The following is a 19,206-nucleotide window of genomic DNA, read 5'->3' on the forward strand; positions in this document are numbered from 1 at the left end:
ATATGGAGCAAATGAATAGCAAAGCATACATGCAGGAGCTAATGGTTAGAAGCATTACTATGGGAGAATTGAGTCCTGAAGAACAGCATAAACTAACTAAATGGTTAGCATTGGATGCTAAAAACCAACAAGAATACAATGATCTGGTTGCTGTGAAAAGTCTTTTTAAGGATAAATCTGCTAAAAGGCCAAATACAGATGTGGCTTGGGGAAAAGTAAGTCACCGGATATCGGAGGTAGCTATAAGACAGATTGCTCAAAAAACATCTTTATCATGGCTTAGACATGCCGCAGCTGTTGTTTTGCTATCCGCTGTTGGCTTGCTGCTTTATACAATAACAAATAAAAATCAGAAAGCAGAGCTGGTTGCCGAAGTTATACAGCCTGGGACGAATCGGGCAGAGCTTGTACTTCCTGATGGAAGGCGCATAAGTTTGCAAAGTAAAGCTACCCTTGATATTTCTGGAGGTAAGAATACCCTGGTAGCGACCAATAAAGGGAATACTTTGATTTATACAGCCAATTCGGGGCAGCAAGGATATCATAAACTCATCGTTCCTGATGGTGGACAATATGAAATTATTTTACCGGATAAGACTCATGTATGGGTTAATTCTGGATCTGAATTAACTTATCGCGTCGATTTTAACAACGTCGGCATTCGAGAGGTGAAGCTGGTGGGTGAGGCTTACTTTAAAGTAGCAAAAGACAAAAAACATCCCTTTATTGTTAAAACAGATCATATGGATGTCGAGGCTGTGGGTACGGCATTTAATGTGGTAGCCTATAAAAATGCAGATTATGCCGAAGCTACTCTGGTGGAAGGAATTGTTAATGTCAGTGATCGAGATGGCAACAAGCAACGTATGCTTGCAGGATCTAAAATCAGAATCGGTACTAAAAAGCCAAATACCTTACCTGTCTTACAAAAAACAGAATTGATTTATGGTGACTATGCCTGGAAAGATGGTGTATTTGTATTCGATAACATGCCTTTAGCACAAATTAGTGAGCGTATTAGCAGATGGTATAATGTTAAAGTTGTATTTACAAATCAGGAGGCCAGACAATTACGTTTCACAGGATCCATAGAAAAGGATAAAACACTAAATACTGTACTTAGCCTGATCAGTACATCAACCAATGTGAAATTTGAAATCCGGAATGGAACACTTTACATCACTAAACCTTAAATTTTAATCAACTAACCTTTAATTTATGAACCAAACTTTTACTAAAAGCGGTTATAAACACCGTTTGTCTAAACTTGCCAGACTTTTCTGTCTGTTCTACCTCACCTTTATATGCGCACTTCCAGTCAGTGCATTTGCGCAAGCAGGAAGGTTTACCATTTCCGGTAAACAAATCAGCATAACTGAGCTGTTCCATAAAATGAAGGAACAGCAGCGAGATCTCGATTTTTTTTATAGCAATGATGAATTTGATGCATCCCGGAAAGTGGATGTTAACGTCTCAAATGTTTCGCTCGATGAGCTGATGAAGATTGTACTCAATACGAGTTATAGTTATCAGCTTATTGATAATCATTTGGTTATAAAGCCAAGGATTTCGGGGAATCAACTTGCCACTGTGAAAAGCGTTTCGCATGACATTACTGGTATCGTTACAGACAAAGAAGGAAGTGGAATTCCCGGAGTATTGGTAAAAGCTAAGCTTGAAAAAACAACAACGGTTACAGATATCAATGGTCGTTATGCAATTCGCGTACATGACGAGGATGTTTTGGAGTTTTCATTTGTGGGGTTCGAAAAACAAGAACAGCGTGTAAAGGGAAAAAGCAGGATAGATGTTTTATTAAAAGAGGATGTAGCTTTTTTGAACGAAGTAGTGGTTACGGGTTATCAAACTTTGAAAAAGAAGGATGCACCAGGGGCAATTTTTGTCCTTCCTGAATCAGAAATTGAACAAAATAATAATCGTTCACTAAATAGATTATTGGAGGGGGCTGTTCCTGGATTGGTCATTTATAAAGATGCAAAAGGATTAGACGACTTAAGAATCAGAGGGGGTAGCTCACTACGCGCAGGTACCCAGCCGCTTCTGGTAATTGATGGTTTCGTAAGTACTCTATTTCCGGATATCAACGAAATCTCGAATATTACTGTACTAAAAGATGCTTCAGCTTCAGCTGTATGGGGCTCACAGGCAGCCAATGGCGTAATTGTTATCACTACAAAAAAAGGTAAGGCTGGAAAATTACAAATTAACTATTCCGGTAATGTTAGGATTGCAAATCGTCCAGATTACAATGAGCTACGTAGGGCAGATGCGGCATCAGTGATAGATTATCAAAAAGAACAGTATGATAAAGGGTATATTGGTTCCTATCTTTTTGATGGCTACAAGACTGGTTATTCTCAGTCTATAGGCATTATAAGTGATTACGACAGAAAGGACATCACTTTGGCCCAACGCGACCAAAGACTGGCTGCATTAGCCAGCTTATCTAATAAAGAGCAGATTGATAATTTATTGTTGCGTCCGGCAGCTAGTCAAAGTCATTTTATGTCTTTTTCGGGAGGATCTGATAAGATGCTGTATTTCCTATCGGGAAATTATCAGTCTAACCTGGGAGGTGCCCAGGGAAACAATTCCGATGTCATGACCATAAACTCCAGAAACACTTTTAAACTGGCCAGTTTTGTAGATATGAGAACGGATTTCTCATTCAATTATTCTTCAGGAAAGAACGGCTATTCGGATATGCAAAGCAATATCCGAAAACTATTGCCTTATCAAATGTTAGAGGACAACCAAGGTAATTATGTTTATGATTATATAAATTTCAACAAAACAGAGAACGATAGGTTAAAAGGTCTGGGATATTTGGATAACGGTTTTAACCTGCTCGAAGAAAATCGTCAAGCCAATAATACAAACAAAGGATGGGGACTGAAAACAAGGGTTGGTGCGGATTGGAAAATAATTAAAGGATTGAGCCTATCTAACGATTTTATTTATGAGCGTACCACAAATACCATTAGAAACAGATATGTAGAGACAGGATATGATGCGAGAACATTAATTAACCGTTTGACCTCAGTAGACGCTATTACTAAGAAGTTGATACTCAATATTCCTAAAGGTGATATTTTGGATTTAAATACGACAACATATAATAATTACGCGTTCCGCAATCAGCTGAATTACATCAATACAATTAAAGAAAAGCATTATGTAAATGTAATCGCAGGTTTTGACTTACGCAAAACAATAACTGAAGCTAACAATGGGCGACACCTGGGCTATAATGACGATTTGTTAAGTTTCCAAAATGTAGATGGAAAGACATTGGCAGCTACAGGTATCAAGTGGTGGGATGGCTCAACCCAAAAATATGATCCTGCTTCTTATGACGGCTTTAAATTTGTTGACAATCGCGAGTATTCTTTTTATTCGACTTTCACCTACACTTATGATACGCGCTATAATTTTAGCGCGAGTTACAGAACGGACCATTCTAATTTGTTTGGGGCAGACCCTAAGTTTAAAAGAACACCTTTGTGGTCTATTGGAGGGCAATGGAATATCAGTAATGAGGATTTCTTTAAGTCGAACGTAGTTTCTAATTTAGGCTTTAGGGCAACTTATGGCTTAACAGGGAATTTTGATAGAAGTAGTTTAACTACAACGTATTTAGTAGCTTCACGGTTTCTCAGCACTATTACCAATGACTATTGGGCGAGGTTAAGTACCCCCCCAAATCCTAAGCTTCGTTGGGAACGTTCACAAACATTTAATTTGGGAGCAGATCTTGGGTTGTTGACAAACCGTTTTACGATGTCATTGGACTACTACAGGAAATATAGCTATGACTTATTGGGTAATCAGGATCTTGATCCTACCGTTGGATTGACCTCGGCAATCATCAATTCTGCTAATATGATTAATCACGGAGTTGAGTTGAGTTTGAAGGCTGGTATTATAACAACTAAAGATTTTAGCTGGATCAGTAACCTGAACCTGGGTTATAACAAAAATAAAGTGACGAGCAATAAAATTACAGATAGCAGTCCTGCAATTAATCGCCCCAATGGTACTGTTCCTTTTTTGGAAGGCTATCCTCGTGAGTCAATTTGGAGTTATAAATGGGCTGGATTGGACAATACCGGCAGGCCACAGGTTTATGATGGGGATGGTAACAAAATCTATATTCCGAATATTGGATCCTTGATTTACAGTGGTACCGTCAGACCAAAATTAAGTGGAGGCTGGAGCAATATCTTTAGATATAAAGGCTTTGAAGCAATGGCTTTCTTAGTATTTAACTATGGCCATGTTGCACGCCGGGAAATGCCAAGAATGGATGTTTTCGACTGGAGTGGTGCGTATAACAATCAGATTGCACAGCGTTGGCGTAAACCGGGCGACGAGTTAACTACTGATATTCCTACATTAGTGGATATGGCTTTTGTTAACGAAAGTGATAGTTATATGAGATCTGCAACTTTATCGACTAACAGCATTATTGATGCCTCCTTCGTTAGACTTAGGGAAGTGCAGTTTGGTTATAACTTTAAGCCAGCTTTCTTAAAAGGAACACCATTTAAATCTATTAGGGCAGTAGCGCAGATGAATAACCTTTACTTATTTAAGAAAAATAAGTTTGGTATTGATCCTGAGGCTTTAACTGGGGCATCTTCTACATCCAATATTGCTTCGATATATGCATTGCCAGAGCCTTTAACTACCACAATCGGCCTTAATTTCAGTCTTTAATAAACGTCTAATAATGAAAACATCAATGAATATCACGATGAAAAAATATAGCATTTTAATCTTAACAGTATTTGCATTATCCGGCTGTCAGAAGTTTCTGGATGTAGTGCCTAAAGGGAAATTTATTCCCAGGTACATTAAAGATTATGAGGAACTTTCTGCAAATACTTCATACAGCAGCAATAGTAATGCAGCTTTGGAACGTTTATCTGACAATATCTATTTTAGTGACGCCAAAATATCCACTTCTTCAACACAAAGTACAACTAAGGCTTATCAATGGAAGCCTGAAATTTATATTGAAACTGAGACAGATGGAGGATGGGACCCTATGTATAACAATATTTACAATACCAATATCATTATTAATGATGTAGAAAAAATGACAGATGGTACTGAACAACAACGTAAAGAAGTACTTGGAGATGCCTTTTTTAACCGGGCTTATGCGTATTGGAACCTGGTTAATCTGTACGCAAAGGATTACGACGCCAGTACAGCTGCTACAGATTTGGGTGTGCCATTGATAACGGTTGCAGATCTGGAAGCAAAACCAACAAGAGCTACAGTTGCGGCTGTTTATGAATTGATACTTCAGGATTTACTGAAAGCGAAAGACCAGTTACCTGATGTAGCTAAAAACGTATTCCGCAATGATAAAACGACTGCATTTGCTTTATTAGCCAGAGTTTATCAGAGTATGGATAACTATCCAGAGGCTAAAAAGTATGCCAACATGGCCCTGCAGATTAAAAGTACTTTGTTAGACTATAATACCTACAGTTTTGTTAATCCTTTATTACCGTATTCTGGAGTTAACAACCGGACTTCGAACTATTACCTGCATCCTGAAATGCTATCTTATAAAGTAACCGGTTTTGGAACTATTTTAACAGGTGTTTCCATTTCTCCAGATTTTTTAAGTGTTTTAGGTACGAAAGATCTTCGGTATGTATTTAATTTTACCAACTTAGAAACCAATGGGAAACCGACAGCTGAACCTTATCCTCTATACCTGAGGTTTGAGCTGAATTATAACATCGCCGTTCCGGAAATGATGTTGATCGTAGCTGAAGCTGAAGCTCGTGCAGGTCAAATAGCTCCTGCGCTTAACCAATTGAATAATTTAAGGAAGAAAAGGTTTAAGCCGGCAGATTACACTGATTTAACTGCTGCAACACCCGATGATGCTTTAAAACTAGTGATTGATGAACGTCGAAGAGAGTTATTTGGTAAAGGTTTGCGTTGGTTTGATATGAGACGATTAGATAGCGATAGTCGTTTTAGAAAAACTTATACCCGGGCCAATACTGCTGCGAGCTATAAATTGGAGGCTGGTTCTAATATTTTCGTACAACAAATTCCAGGTAAAGTGATGTTGTTAAATCCTGGTATTCTTCCTAATCCCAGATAAATGAACTTGTCTTCTATAAAGATTGCTGGTTTAGCAACCATGCTGTGCTTTACAACAATAGGCGCTATTGCTCAGAATGGATATCAGATTAAAGGACGGATGGTTGGGCTAACCCAACCATCTATGGCCTATTTGTATAGTTTTGATAAAGGCCGGAATCTACTGGATAGTGCAGTGGTTACAGATGGTAGTTTTACTTTTACAGGGAAGGTAAAGCATCCTTTATCTGCTTCTGTACAAATCAAAAAAATCAGGAAGTCACTCTCTCTATTTCTAGAGAACGACAATTATGTTTTGGTTATGCATCAGGACTGGAAGGATAAGGATAGCATTAGTGGCGGAGAGGAAATGCGGATTGAACGGGCTTATGGTAAAGACACTGCTGAGCTGATGAAACAAATGCAAGTGCTTGCCGAACGTTATAGTAAATTGGGTAAGGAGGAAAGGATTAATGAGGGGGAGGAGATGAACAAGCTAAATGAAAAAATAGGGCGTATACAGCGCAGCTATATTCAGAAGTATCCAGCCTCGCTTGCTGTTTTACACATCATGCGGCCCCAATTTGATGTCATGAATTATAAGCAGTTGCAAGAAATGAAAAGTCTGTTTTCTCCTCTTCTTGCTTATTCGGATGTGTACCAGCATCTGACAGAACTTTTGGCAAAAAAGAAAGCTGAGTTTTTGGTTGGGCAACAAGCTCCCGATTTCAGTCTGCCTGATTTATCTGGTAAGTCGATTGCCTTATCTTCCTTAAAGGGTAAATATGTGGTTGTTGACTTCTGGGCATCCTGGTGTACGCCATGCCGTGCAGCTAATCAAAAGATCAAACCACTCTACGATAAATATAAGAACAAGGGATTTGAAATGATCTCTGTTTCCATGGACGATAAAAAAGAGCTATGGGTTAATGCGATTAAAAAGGATGGATTACCATGGCTTCAAGTATCTGAGTTGATAGGGATAAAAGGTTCTGAAGTAGCTAAAAAATATAGCGTTAGCAGCTTGCCAACTGTGTTTTTGCTTGATCCAAGTGGTAAAGTGATCGCTCAAAATATCTCTGAAAAAGAATTGGAAGAGATTTTACATACAAACTTAAAATAACAACGATCCTGATGAGAGAATTATCAATAGTCTTGGGTCTAAATTTTAATAAATAACCAATGACTAAATTCAAAATATTGGTGTCACTATTGCTGTGGCAAGGAGCTTTATATGCCCAAAATCTTACATCTATTCTACTAAAAAATGCGACCATTATTGATGGTGATGCTGGTGTAAAACCACGCATTGGATCAGTGTTGATAGAAAATGGACTGGTTAAATCTGTATCTTATACATCATTGAAAGGTGTAAATAGCCAAACCAAAGTGATTGATTGTACCGGTAAGTTTGTTACTCCGGGGTTGATGGATTCACATGTGCATTTAGGGACAGGTGATTTAAGCAATCTTAAAAAAGCCCACGCTACCACCGATAGTATTCTGAAAAACTTACTCATACATGGAATAACCACTGTAAGAGACATGGCTGGTAATGCACCTTATTTGGCTGATTGTAAGAAATCCATTCAGGAAGGTAAAGTATCTGGACCAGACATATTTTATGCTGCACAATTTGCAGGTCCCAGCTATTTTAAAATGATGAGCAGTGGTCGAAAAGGAGAAAGAGACCTGGGGACTAGCGCATGGTATCGTGCAATTAGCACTGAAGCAGATGTAAAACCTGCCATTGCTGCGGCTAAAAAAGTTGGCGCTACGGGAATCAAGGTTTACGCCAACCTAAATAAAAAGCTGATCAGGGAAATTACTGATGAGGCACACAAGCAAGGATTATTAGTCTGGGCTCATGCGGCAATTTTTCCTTCTAAACCAATGGATGTAGCACAATCTGGTGTAAATAGCATGTCTCATGCTAACGATCTCGTCTTTCAACAGATAAAGGGTGATACCATAGAGATTGGTGCAGCCTGGGCGCAATTGTATAAAAGGTTAAAGCTGGATAGTAATGTTCGTGATCAGATGCTGCTGGAAATGAAAAGGCGTAAAACATTTTTAGATCCTACCGTTTTTCATGCCGAAAATAACAAGATGGTCAATGCTGCATTAATTACCCGTAGGGCAAATGAACTGGGAATAAAGATGGTTACAGGGACTGATTGGGTTTATCCTACTAAAAATGAAAGCATTCCATTACTTGAGGAAATGAAACTGCTTTCTCGTAAATGCGGATTGACTAACCTGGAGGTAATAGAGGCTGCTACTTTAAATGGTGCACTGGTAACCGGATTAAGTGACAGAGGAGTTGTTCGTACAGGTAAAAGAGCCGATTTACTGGTTTTAAATGCTGACCCTTTGAAATCGCTGGATACTTTTGATAAACCGGCATTTGTTTTAAAAGCCGGCGTGGTAGAGTTTACATTGCCGGTGCAATAATTTTAGCAGATAAAAAGAAAGCGAGAATGATCCTACCGACCATTCCCGCTCATCTAAATTAACGCTCTCAAATACATAGACGCTTTATAAAGGAGAATATTGTGCAGGACATAATTTTTTTTGGAAATTAAAATAATGACATTACCTTTGTACTGTAATATTTGTAGTTACAGAATGAATAACTCAAGATTTGCCATATCGTTACATATCCTTACCCTGCTGGAAAAAGCGAAGGAAGAACTTTTGTCCTCCGACTATATTGCCGGTAGCATCAATATCAACCCGGTATTGGTAAGAAAGGAACTGATCAATTTGCGCAATCATGGTTTTGTAAACAGTAAAGAAGGGAAGAATGGTGGTAGCTCTTTGGCTAAATCTGCCGATAATATCTCTTTAGCTGAGGTTTATAGTGCTGTAAAACAAAATAATCTGCTAGGTGTTTCTAAAAATACACCCAATCCGCAATGTCCGGTGGGCAAACAGATCAATAAGCATTTAGATGATTTATACGAATCAACGGAAAAGGTATTGTTAAAAGAACTGTCAGGTAAAACACTAGCTGATTTCAGCAGAGCGTTCATTTGATTTTTTTTAGGTTAAACTGTAATAAAATAAATTACAATATAAAGCAAAGAATAACAAATAAAAAGAATATGAAAACAGTATTAATAGGAGCAAGTGGCTTTGTAGGGGCCAGCATTTTAAATGAATTGTTAAACCGTGGACACGAGGTGACTGCAATTGTACGTCATGCTGAAAAGATAACGACCAAAAACGATAAACTAATCGTAAAGGCAATAGATGTGTTAAATACAGATGAATTAACCGCAGCCATACAAGGTGCTGATGCAGTAATTAGTGCTTACAACGCAGGTTGGAGCAATCCTAGCCTATACATTGATTTTATTGCGGGTTCTGAAGCGATACAGAAAGCCGTAAAAGCATCTGGTGTAAAGCGATTGATCATAATTGGTGGTGCAGGCAGTTTAGAAATTGACGGTGAACAGCTGGTTGATGGGCCTGATTTTCCCGAAGCTTATAAAGCAGGAGCAACAGCTGCCAGGGATTACTTAAATACAATTAAACAAGAAAAGGATTTGCAATGGACATTCTTTAGTCCGGCTATTGAAATGCATCCGGGAATTGACAAAGGCCGTACCGCGCAGTATCGCTTAGGTCAGAATAGTCCTGTATTTGATGAAACCGGTAGAAGCTCACTTTCTGTTCAGGATTTAGCAGTAGCAATTGTTGATGAGCTGGAACAGAATAAACATCTTCAACAAAGATTTACTGCTGGTTACTAAGAAGATAAGTAATGACTAATATATGACTTGATATTGTGTTACTTTTGCGGCGAATATAGAAAAGATAGATGCCAAGAAGAATAATTAGAAAACAATATCGTAAAGCGAGATATATTCTGTATCGCGAAACACTTATCGATGCCAGGGAACATGTACTTACTTTTATAGGATCTTTTGTTGGTATTGGTTTAATAGGATTATTAAACAGTAAGTATCTGGTTGCGAGTGAGAATTTATTTCTTATCGGTTCGTTTGGAGCATCTTCTGTACTGGTGTATGGCATTATTAACAGCCCGCTAGCTCAGCCGCGTAATCTGATTGGAGGTCATGTGATCTCCGCAATTATAGGGGTTACTATTTTTAAACTCTTTGCAGGCGAGCTTTGGCTTGCCTGCGCTTTAGCTGTTTCTTTATCCATTGTAGCCATGCAAATTACCAAAACCTTACATCCCCCAGGTGGAGCTACGGCATTGATTGCGGTAACAGGTGGCGAAAAAATTAGAGAGTTGGGCTATATGTATGTGCTGTCGCCGGTGTTATCAGGTGTGTTGATTCTCTTTGCTGTTGCATTGATCTTTAACAATTTAAGGCATCGAAAATACCCTTCAACACCCATATTAAAGAGAAGGCGTCGACTATAGTTCCATCTTTTTTATGCCCATCGCGTATTGAATACCACCAAGAATGTGCTTTAAAAAAAGAGGATCAGTATAAGATTCCTCTACATGGCCCAATGCGGTATAAAATGCTCTTCCTCCATCAAAATTATGGTACCAGGCAACAGGATGATTATTGCCATTAGTACCGCCATTATAACTGCCTTCATCAATTTTAATCAATACATTTAAGTCCGTTCCAATGTCTTTAAAATTATACCATTCATCTTTTCTTTTCCAGATTTCAGGTAAATGTTGAGTGGCAATGGTACTTCTGTTGACCACAATTAGATCGGCCATTTGCTGGGCAGGGTGACTGCTAAAGTAAGCACCTGCAAGTTTTCCATACCAAGGCCAGCCATATTCTGTATCCGTAGCAGCATGTATGCCTACGTAGCCACCGCCATTTTTAATGTATCGCTCAAAAGCGGCCTGTTGTTCATCATTAAAGATATCTCCTGTTGTACTTAGAAAAACAACGGCAGCATATTTTTTAAGATTTTGATAATTGATTTTTGTGGCATCAATAGTCGTGTCAACTACGAATTTATTTTCAAGTCCTAACTTTTGAATGGCAGCAATTCCAGCCTTTATTGAGGTGTGGTGAAAGCCCGCGGTTTTAGAAAATACAAGGATTTTTTTCTTTGCAGCTACAGGGTTTACAAAAAACAAAATCAATAAACTGGCTGCAATAAAGTAGGAGAAAATCTTAGACATAGTTTAATAGTTTTATGCTAAGTTAATAATAATACGATTTTAAAATATCGATAGTTTTAAAAAAATAACCCATTATTTTAATACGCTCTTAACCAAAAGAAATTCGTCCGGAGCTAACTGTCGATAGCCATATTCATAGCAAAAAGTGTAAGTATCGCCCTCTTGATCAACATAACTGTGTGTATGATAATTAAGATTGAAACCTGAAGCCATTAATTTACTGCCGCTTACCTTTGTTTTTTCCTCCGGATTAAGCTTTTGCAAGATATCCCGGTTTCTTTTTAAGATGAGGTTAACTGATTTGATCATGCCATTGTTTTCAGCCTTTATCTTATTATTGTAGCTACTTCTACAATGATCATCACAGAATTTCTTATCAATCCGCCCGTGTAGTGGTCTACCGCAATCCAAACATAAACGGGTTATTGATGAAGTCATATTTTTAATTTACACTTGAAACGTTTAATCGCTATCGAAAATCTGATCGTAAGATTAGGTCATATAAACAACAATACAATTGGTTAATTATTTTTCAAATTAATTATTGTAAATATACACAGTTGCTGTGCAATTATCTTAATTATACGGATGTAATCGGATATATCCGTGTAAGGTCAGGTTTATTGTAGCCATTCTATTCACATTTGTTTTTATTGACGGTTACAGTACTAGCTGTGAATGAAGTAAATACTAACTAAATATCTAAAGAAATGGAAAAAGTAAAAAACAGTGTTAGATTAACAGGGTTTGCAGGGGCTGATCCGGTTGTCATCAATTTTGCAAATGAAAAAAGAATGGCTCGTCTCAGTATTGCAGTTAATGAGGTTTATAAAAACAGCTCGGGGGAAGCTATAAACCAAACACAATGGTTTAGCTTAATATTTTGGAATAAAAAAGTAGAGTTAGTCGAAAAAATAGTGAAAAAAGGAACTCGATTTAGTATTGAAGGGAAATTAAATACTCAGAGTCATATAGTTAAAGGAGGGGAGCAGCGGTATACTACTGAGGTCATCGTAAATACGATTGAGTTGGAGGTCAAGGAAACCAAAGAGAAAGAGAATAAGCAAAAGGAAAATAAAGAGGAGAGTGACTTATTTCTTATTCAACCGGACCGCTAAGCCTCCATAAAAATTGCGTTTAGCGGCTGCATTAAAGTAACGACCTCCTAAAGCGTTGAGGTCGTTGCCCAAACTGTAGTTTGCATTTAATATATTGTCTGCTCCAGCAAAAATCTCTAAAGGAATGTGGCCAATATGTAAGTTTCTGTAGCCAACTTTAGCTTGCAAAATATGGTACTTTTTAGCATAAGCGGTATTGGCATCGTTTAATGGAATTCGCGAAGTAAAGTTGTGCTGCAGGAAAACATAAAGATCTTTTGGTAATTGTGCATCAATACTGCTCACTACTGTAGTTTTCGGCACACCTGTAAGGTCATTCCCCGAAAAATTAGTCGTTTTATCCTGGTATTTATCAAATATAAAATGGCTTAAAGTATAGGCATTACGGAACTGCAAGCTTCGTATAAAATTTGAAGCATTAGCAGGGATCATCCAAAAAGCAACCGTACTTTCCAATCCCCATTGTCTGGTACCACCGGCATTGATAAAATACTCTGCATCATTTTCATCTAAGCGTCTTACAATAGCACTTTTCAGATGATAATAAAAACCGGCTACATCTATAAATAACCTATTGTTTAGGGTTTGATATTTTAATCCGGTTTCATAATTCCAGCCATATTCCGGTTGCAAGTCAACATTGATTACATTATTCGAGGCTCTGATTTCTGCAAGCGTAGGAGGTGAGTAACCTTTACTTATAGAAGCTCTTAAGGATAAATGGGGGTCGATAAGGTAAGATAATGCGGCCCTGGGCATCACCTGAATATCAAAGCTATTTGTTTTTTTTGGAATAGCAACAGGAGCAAAGCTTTCATAACCATAGTTATACAAGTTAGCGCTGGCAGAAAGTTCTAACAGCCATTTGTCAAATAGGTCTGCTGTGATATGAGCAAAAGCAAAATTAGATGCAGCTTTCAATTGATCTGAAACCTGCAATGCGGCGGGAACACCAAAATTGTTTACATAATTGTCTATATTGGATGAGGTTTGCATACTTTCAACACCGAGATCGAATTTCCAGTTCAAATCAGCCTGTTTCTTTCCATACTCAAGATAAGACCTCAGACCAAGTGTAAATTCCTTACGTTTTTCATAATTGGTAATAAATGGGTTCTTAAAGTCTGTATAAGAAGAAAAAACAGCTACTACATGTTTAAGCTGATCATTGATCTGCCAGCTATTGGAAACACCTCCATATAATGTCTTGCTATAGATCCCGGCATTTTGTTGAATGGCACTTTTTAAGGAACCTGCAGCAGGTCTGGATAACCGGGGATTCTCCAAATACTGAGCTTCTGTAAGTCCCCCGGGGGTATTGTAATGAAGATCTGAATAAAATAGAAATGCTTTTAAGACTGCCTTTTTTGAATAATCCCATTTGTGGTAAGTCTGGAAATATTTACGTTCCATCCCGCTATGAGCACGATAGCCATCACTACGTTGATAAGATTGGGTAAGGTTAAAGCTGTATTTGTTGAACTGTTTGTTTAAAATTAAATTTTCTCTGAAGAGGCCATAAGAACCTCCTTCAAGTTTTAAGCCAAGTGCTGTGCTATCCTGCAGGGTACCCCGTGGTTGGATTAATATTACACCACCGGAATTTGCGCCAAAGATATTGCCGTGTGGACCTTTTAAAATCTGTAAACTTTGTGCCGCAGAGACATCCAGTGCATTAAAATAGGTGTTCCCACCAGCATCAGTTAAAGGAAAGTCATCAAAATAGATTTTTACATTTCTTACTCCAAAAGGCGAACGCAATAAACTCCCACGAATAGAAAGACGGTAACTACCCGGCGAGCGCTCTTCCATGCGTACACCCGGTATGGTATTCATTGTAGAAACAAATGAAGCGGAAGGTTGCTTGTCCAGAACAGCCTGATCTATTAAACCGATCGAGCCTGTTGATCTTAATAAAGGTTGTGAGGAGAAATAAGGGCGAATAACAACCTCACTTAGTTTTTTTGTGGTGTCTTGTTTCGTTTGTGCAATGCCCAGAAAACTAAGCACAATCAAACAGCCTGTAAAAATTACTTTCATTTAAAACAAAGCTAAAATTTAGAACGAATAATTTTAACTCATAATTTGGCTATTTACGATCCAATATGTGCTATTATTACTCAGTTTATTCTATCTTTAGGCGATTTAATCAAAAGCATGTTTATCATAAACAATAAGCTTTATTTTTCATACATATAATCGTATTTATAAAAATATGTCAGACACATCAAAAATTATCTATACCAAAACAGATGAAGCGCCAATGTTGGCAACCTATTCATTTTTACCAATTGTACAAGCTTTTACAGCCTCAGCTGGTATTGACGTAGAAAGCAGGGATATTTCTTTAGCCGGAAGGATTTTAGCCAACTTTCCAGAGTTTTTAAAGGAAGACCAAAAAATTGGAGATGCGTTGACAGAACTTGGTCAATTGGCAACTACGCCAGAGGCTAACATTATCAAGTTGCCTAATATTTCGGCTTCTATTCCACAATTAGTGGGTGCAATTACCGAATTACAATCACAAGGATATGCTATTCCTAATTATCCGGATAATGCACAGACGGAAGAAGAAAAAGCAATCAAAGCAAAATATGCAAAAGTTTTAGGTTCTGCTGTTAACCCTGTTTTACGTGAGGGTAACTCAGATCGTAGAGCACCCAAAGCAGTTAAGAATTATGCAAAAGCAAATCCACATTCGATGGGTGCCTGGTCTGCAGATTCTAAAACTAAAGTAGAAAGTATGACTGAAGACGATTTTTACGGGTCAGAGAAATCTGTTACCGTTGCAGAAGCCAGTCAGTTTAAAATAGAATTTGTAGATGCAAACGGAGCTGTTGTTGAGCTAAAAGGATTATCGCCGTTAAAAGCAGGTGAAGTGATTGATAGCTCTGTAATGAACCTTTCGGCATTGAAATCTTTCGTAGCAAAAGCTATTGAAGAAGCAAAAGCAGCAGGCGTTTTACTTTCAGTGCATTTGAAAGCAACAATGATGAAGGTTTCTGACCCGATCATTTTTGGTGCTATAGTGGAAGTTTATTTTGCTGATGTTTTTGCTAAATATGCCGATTTATTCAAAGAATTAAACATTGATACCCGTAATGGTTTAGGCGATGTTTATGCTAAAATCGCAGGTAATGCAAAAGAAGCGGAAGTAAAAGCGGCTATTGATGCCGCCATTGTAAACGGTCCGGCATTAGCTATGGTAAATTCAGATAAAGGAATTACCAACCTACACGTACCTTCTGATGTGATTGTTGATGCTTCAATGCCTGCAATGATCCGGACATCAGGTCAGATGTGGAATAAAGATAACAAACAACAAGATACCATTGCTATCATTCCGGATCGTTGTTATGCAGGTGTTTATACTGCTACGATTGAGGATTGTAAAGCTCATGGCGCTTTTGATGTAGCCACGATGGGGTCTGTACCAAACGTTGGTTTAATGGCGCAAAAAGCAGAAGAATATGGTTCTCATGATAAAACTTTCCAGGCTACTGCAAATGGTACAATACGTGTGACAGATGCAAATGGTAACGTTTTCTTCGATCAAAAGGTTGAAAAAGGCGATATTTTCCGTATGTGTCAGACCAAAGATGCTCCAATTCAGGACTGGGTTAAATTAGCGGTAAACAGGGCTCGTTTGTCGGCTACGCCGGCAGTTTTCTGGTTGGATGAAAACAGAGCGCACGATAGACAAATCATTGAAAAAGTTAAAAAATACCTGGCTGACCATGATACTACGGGCTTAGACATTCGTATTTTATCACCAATTGAAGCCACTAAATTCACTTTAGACAGAATCCGTAAAGGCGAAGACACAATTTCGGTTACAGGTAATGTACTACGTGATTATTTAACGGATTTGTTCCCGATTTTAGAATTAGGTACATCAGCAAAAATGCTATCTATTGTTCCATTGATGAATGGTGGTGGTTTGTTTGAAACGGGAGCTGGCGGTTCTGCACCTAAACATGTAGAGCAATTCCTGGATGAAGGTTATCTGCGTTGGGATTCACTAGGGGAGTTTTTAGCTTTAGCTGTTTCTCTGGAGCACTTAGGTCAAACACAAAATAATCCAAAAGCTTTAGTATTGGCCGAAACATTAGATCAGGCAACTGAGAAATTCCTTGCTAATGATAAATCACCGGCTCGTAAAGTTGGACAGATTGACAATAGAGGTTCACATTACTATTTAGCAATGTATTGGGCACAGGGTTTAGCTGCACAAACTAAAGATGCAGAATTGCAGGCTAAATTTGCACCATTGGCTAAAGCTTTAACAGAAAATGAAGAGAAGATTATGGGCGAGCTGATCGGAGCACAAGGTAAGCCGCAAAATATTGGAGGTTATTATCATCCAAATGATGATCTGGCATCAGCAGCAATGCGCCCAAGTCAAACATTAAATACTGCTTTGGCGAGTTTATAAGCGAAAGTTAGTCTTCCTATAAAGGGTCTGTATCATCACATCATGATACAGACCCTTTTTTATGTGATTATACTAATGATTCAAAACATTTAGCGGCTTTTTTGTGTTGTATTGATATAAAAGTAACCAATATGAAGACCGGCGAAAATGATAAGCCAAGAGCTAAGCGCGCAATGGACAAGCTTCATCCAACGGATTTGGGTGAAACAAAGGACTTTAATAATTTATCTTTTGATAAAGAAAAGAATAGCTTCGAGTTTGATGTGAAGGGTAAAGATACTGACTACGATCATCCACTTCCATACGATACTTCAGCACCTAATGGTGAGGATAGTATTTCTACTTATGATGAGTCTAACCCTTATAATGGATTGGAATACGATAACGAGGGTGAGATGAAAGAAAGGTTAGATGGGGCAGGAATGCGTATAGATAATAGTGGCAATGTAGTGGAAGTGAGCCCTGAGGATGAAATCCTTTCCCGTACTCCTGAGGATGAGCGCGATGACCTGGATGAAGAAGGATATCCGGTTAATGATACACCTGGTAAGTAAAAAATTAAGGATTTACATCTAAATTAAACCTGCGGCGCATATCATCTAACTTGGGATTTTTCTCTATGAGATACTGATATTTTTCGACACTGGTGTACAAACGGTTGACCACCTCTTTTACGACTTGTTTGGTCTTAATCATAATGCTAAAGTTTTTAAGTCTTGGCCTTAAAAAATTAAGCAGATCTATCATTTCCTCCTGAAGTATACCTTCTTGTAGCTTATGCTCAATATGCACCATAATTTCTTCCTGGCTTTCTAATATCGGCGGTGAGGTACTCATTAGCGTATACACATTGATCCTGTTAGCTACTTTTACGATGTTAACGTATTCGTTCCAGTAAAATAATAACTGCTCATGAGTGAAGGGCTCACGATCACTACCGGTAATGTATTGTGGCTCGTCGCTAGCTTGACCTTCTCCTTTTTTTTCTATACCGTTTAAGGATGGAATTAGTATTGCTGCATTATTCTGCTGAGCAGAAGAGGATGGCTTAAGTACAATTTTAGCCGATGGTACTGCTTTTTTAGGAAGTGGAATACTTGCCGATGGTGTAGTAACCGGTTTTGTCTCCATAACCGGTATAGCTGGTGTTGCGTTGGCAACAGGACTTTGCGGGGTTATAGGTATTGCAGCAGAACTTACATTAGTTTTTTTTTTAATCTGATCGTTGTCAGTTGCGTTGGTAAGCGGTTGGCTGGCTAGTTGAAGTACCGATGGAATGTGGCACATTTTAATTAAAGCCATCTCAACCTGTAACCGTTGGTTTTTACTGTTTTTGTAATTCAGATCGCACTGATTGGCCAGATTTAAGGCGGTCAGGATAAATGATACCGGTGTTTGCTGGCTCTGACTGATGTATTTCTGTTTGATGTTTTCACTAACTTCTAGAAGTTTAGTGGTTTGCGCATCTTTAGCTACCAATAGATTGCGCAGGTGACTGGCTAATCCATTGATGAAGTTATTGCCATCGAAACCATTGTTTAGGATTTCATCAAACAATATCAGAGTATTGCTTACATCGGTAGTAGTAAGGTATTGGGTAAGTTTAAAATAATAATCGTAATCAAGTATGTTAAGGTTGTCGATTACCGATTTATAAGTTAGGTTTTTATTGGTATAACTTACAATCTGGTCAAACATAGAAAGGGCATCCCTTAGTCCACCATCTGCTTTTTGGGCAATGATGTGCAAGCCATCGGCTTCTACAGCTATGTTTTCGCGTTGAGCTATTTTATTTAAATGGCCTGAAATATCATCTACCTGAATCCTGTTGAAATCAAAGATCTGGCATCGCGATAATATTGTAGGCAGTATCTTGTGTTTTTCTGTTGTGGCTAATATAAAAATAGCATAGGAAGGTGGTTCTTCAAGCGTTTTTAGGAACGCGTTGAAGGCATTTGCAGATAGCATGTGCACCTCATCAATGATATAGATTTTATATTTTCCTGCTTGTGGCGGTATACGTACTTGCTCAATCAAACTTCTGATGTCATCAACAGAATTGTTCGATGCAGCATCGAGCTCATGGAAGTTGAAAGAGTGACCAGTTTGAAAAGAAACGCAGGAATCACAAGTACCACAGGCCTCCTGTTCAGGTGTTAAGTTGGTACAGTTAATTGTTTTTGCAAGGATACGTGCGCAGGTGGTTTTACCCACACCTCTTGGTCCACAAAATAGAAAGGCCTGTGCCAGCTGGTTGTTTTTTATAGCATTTTTTAGCGTACCTGTAATATGCTGCTGACCAACAACGGTTTCAAACGTTGCCGGGCGGTACTTACGGGCTGATACTATAAAATTCTCCATTCGTCCACGAAAATAGGAATTTTTGTTGA

Annotated in this window: 15 protein-coding genes; 11 read left to right on the forward strand and 4 right to left on the reverse strand. The window is 38.3% G+C overall.

What is annotated here, in order from left to right:
* Nucleotides 1–11 precede the first annotated feature (11 nt).
* The 8 genes from P0Y49_02300 to P0Y49_02335 all read left to right on the forward strand — a co-directional run bounded on the left by P0Y49_02300 (nt 12) and on the right by P0Y49_02335 (nt 10,531).
* Nucleotides 12–1,193, forward strand: coding sequence for a DUF4974 domain-containing protein (locus P0Y49_02300; protein WEK19984.1), 1,182 nt, complete (start codon nt 12–14; stop codon nt 1,191–1,193).
* Between the two features lie 25 nt (nt 1,194–1,218).
* A complete protein-coding gene (locus P0Y49_02305) occupies nt 1,219–4,740 on the forward strand; it encodes a SusC/RagA family TonB-linked outer membrane protein (protein ID WEK19985.1) in 3,522 nt (1,173 codons plus the stop codon).
* 13 nt (nt 4,741–4,753) lie between these two features.
* Nucleotides 4,754–6,154 (forward strand): RagB/SusD family nutrient uptake outer membrane protein, encoded by a 1,401-nt coding sequence (locus tag P0Y49_02310; protein WEK19986.1) that lies wholly within the window; start codon nt 4,754–4,756, stop codon nt 6,152–6,154.
* Nucleotides 6,155–7,255 (forward strand): TlpA disulfide reductase family protein, encoded by a 1,101-nt coding sequence (locus P0Y49_02315; GenBank protein WEK19987.1) that lies wholly within the window; start codon nt 6,155–6,157, stop codon nt 7,253–7,255. It abuts the gene before it with no gap.
* A 59-nt stretch (nt 7,256–7,314) separates the two neighbouring features.
* On the forward strand, nt 7,315–8,586 hold the full coding sequence (locus P0Y49_02320) for an amidohydrolase family protein (protein WEK19988.1): 1,272 nt from the start codon (nt 7,315–7,317) through the stop codon (nt 8,584–8,586).
* A 174-nt stretch (nt 8,587–8,760) separates the two neighbouring features.
* A complete protein-coding gene (locus tag P0Y49_02325; protein ID WEK19989.1) occupies nt 8,761–9,171 on the forward strand; it encodes an Rrf2 family transcriptional regulator in 411 nt (136 codons plus the stop codon).
* Nucleotides 9,172–9,239: 68 nt separating this feature from the next.
* Nucleotides 9,240–9,890 (forward strand): NAD(P)H-binding protein, encoded by a 651-nt coding sequence (locus P0Y49_02330; GenBank protein ID WEK19990.1) that lies wholly within the window; start codon nt 9,240–9,242, stop codon nt 9,888–9,890.
* A 68-nt stretch (nt 9,891–9,958) separates the two neighbouring features.
* The gene (locus tag P0Y49_02335) at nt 9,959–10,531 is read left to right on the forward strand and encodes an HPP family protein (GenBank protein ID WEK19991.1); all 573 of its coding nucleotides are present in this window, start codon (nt 9,959–9,961) and stop codon (nt 10,529–10,531) included.
* Here the strand turns inward: P0Y49_02335 and P0Y49_02340 are convergent.
* Nucleotides 10,526–11,263, reverse strand: coding sequence for a ThuA domain-containing protein (locus P0Y49_02340; protein WEK19992.1), 738 nt, complete (start codon nt 11,261–11,263; stop codon nt 10,526–10,528). The genes P0Y49_02335 and P0Y49_02340 overlap by 6 nt on opposite strands.
* Before the next feature lie 72 nt (nt 11,264–11,335).
* Entirely contained in the window at nt 11,336–11,701 is a 366-nt protein-coding gene (locus P0Y49_02345; GenBank protein ID WEK19993.1) for a hypothetical protein, read from the reverse strand.
* Nucleotides 11,702–11,973: 272 nt separating this feature from the next.
* Between P0Y49_02345 and P0Y49_02350 the strand changes: the two genes are divergently transcribed.
* Entirely contained in the window at nt 11,974–12,381 is a 408-nt protein-coding gene (locus P0Y49_02350; protein WEK19994.1) for a single-stranded DNA-binding protein, read from the forward strand.
* Here the strand turns inward: P0Y49_02350 and P0Y49_02355 are convergent.
* Nucleotides 12,355–14,421, reverse strand: coding sequence for a TonB-dependent receptor (locus P0Y49_02355; GenBank protein ID WEK19995.1), 2,067 nt, complete (start codon nt 14,419–14,421; stop codon nt 12,355–12,357). The two genes, P0Y49_02350 and P0Y49_02355, sit on opposite strands and share 27 nt — an antisense overlap.
* A gap of 175 nt (nt 14,422–14,596) precedes the next feature.
* Here P0Y49_02355 and P0Y49_02360 point away from each other — a divergent pair, with 175 nt between their 5' ends.
* On the forward strand, nt 14,597–16,816 hold the full coding sequence (locus P0Y49_02360; GenBank protein WEK19996.1) for an NADP-dependent isocitrate dehydrogenase: 2,220 nt from the start codon (nt 14,597–14,599) through the stop codon (nt 16,814–16,816).
* 131 nt (nt 16,817–16,947) lie between these two features.
* Nucleotides 16,948–17,370: a hypothetical protein gene (locus P0Y49_02365; protein ID WEK19997.1), complete on the forward strand. Its 423-nt coding sequence runs from the start codon at nt 16,948–16,950 to the stop codon at nt 17,368–17,370.
* 4 nt (nt 17,371–17,374) lie between these two features.
* On the opposite strand, the gene P0Y49_02370 is transcribed toward P0Y49_02365, so the two are convergent.
* Nucleotides 17,375–19,177: a DNA polymerase III subunit gamma/tau gene (locus P0Y49_02370; GenBank protein ID WEK19998.1), complete on the reverse strand. Its 1,803-nt coding sequence runs from the start codon at nt 19,175–19,177 to the stop codon at nt 17,375–17,377.
* Nucleotides 19,178–19,206 lie beyond the last annotated feature (29 nt).

It is taken from the genome of Candidatus Pedobacter colombiensis, assembly GCA_029202485.1.
GTDB classification, from domain to species: Bacteria; Bacteroidota; Bacteroidia; order Sphingobacteriales; family Sphingobacteriaceae; genus Pedobacter; species Pedobacter colombiensis.

What these genes read in the sequence shown, in the direction of transcription:
- P0Y49_02370 (WEK19998.1), bottom strand. Translation starts at nt 19,177, where the DNA reads ATGGAGAATTTTATAGTATCAGCCCGTAAGTACCGCCCGGCAACGTTT.
- P0Y49_02320 (WEK19988.1), top strand. Translation starts at nt 7,315, where the DNA reads ATGACTAAATTCAAAATATTGGTGTCACTATTGCTGTGGCAAGGAGCT.
- P0Y49_02355 (WEK19995.1), bottom strand. Translation starts at nt 14,421, where the DNA reads ATGAAAGTAATTTTTACAGGCTGTTTGATTGTGCTTAGTTTTCTGGGC.
- P0Y49_02315 (WEK19987.1), top strand. Translation starts at nt 6,155, where the DNA reads ATGAACTTGTCTTCTATAAAGATTGCTGGTTTAGCAACCATGCTGTGC.
- P0Y49_02300 (WEK19984.1), top strand. Translation starts at nt 12, where the DNA reads ATGAATAGCAAAGCATACATGCAGGAGCTAATGGTTAGAAGCATTACT.
- P0Y49_02335 (WEK19991.1), top strand. Translation starts at nt 9,959, where the DNA reads ATGCCAAGAAGAATAATTAGAAAACAATATCGTAAAGCGAGATATATT.
- P0Y49_02330 (WEK19990.1), top strand. Translation starts at nt 9,240, where the DNA reads ATGAAAACAGTATTAATAGGAGCAAGTGGCTTTGTAGGGGCCAGCATT.
- P0Y49_02345 (WEK19993.1), bottom strand. Translation starts at nt 11,701, where the DNA reads ATGACTTCATCAATAACCCGTTTATGTTTGGATTGCGGTAGACCACTA.
- P0Y49_02305 (WEK19985.1), top strand. Translation starts at nt 1,219, where the DNA reads ATGAACCAAACTTTTACTAAAAGCGGTTATAAACACCGTTTGTCTAAA.
- P0Y49_02325 (WEK19989.1), top strand. Translation starts at nt 8,761, where the DNA reads ATGAATAACTCAAGATTTGCCATATCGTTACATATCCTTACCCTGCTG.
- P0Y49_02365 (WEK19997.1), top strand. Translation starts at nt 16,948, where the DNA reads ATGAAGACCGGCGAAAATGATAAGCCAAGAGCTAAGCGCGCAATGGAC.
- P0Y49_02310 (WEK19986.1), top strand. Translation starts at nt 4,754, where the DNA reads ATGAAAACATCAATGAATATCACGATGAAAAAATATAGCATTTTAATC.
- P0Y49_02350 (WEK19994.1), top strand. Translation starts at nt 11,974, where the DNA reads ATGGAAAAAGTAAAAAACAGTGTTAGATTAACAGGGTTTGCAGGGGCT.
- P0Y49_02360 (WEK19996.1), top strand. Translation starts at nt 14,597, where the DNA reads ATGTCAGACACATCAAAAATTATCTATACCAAAACAGATGAAGCGCCA.
- P0Y49_02340 (WEK19992.1), bottom strand. Translation starts at nt 11,263, where the DNA reads ATGTCTAAGATTTTCTCCTACTTTATTGCAGCCAGTTTATTGATTTTG.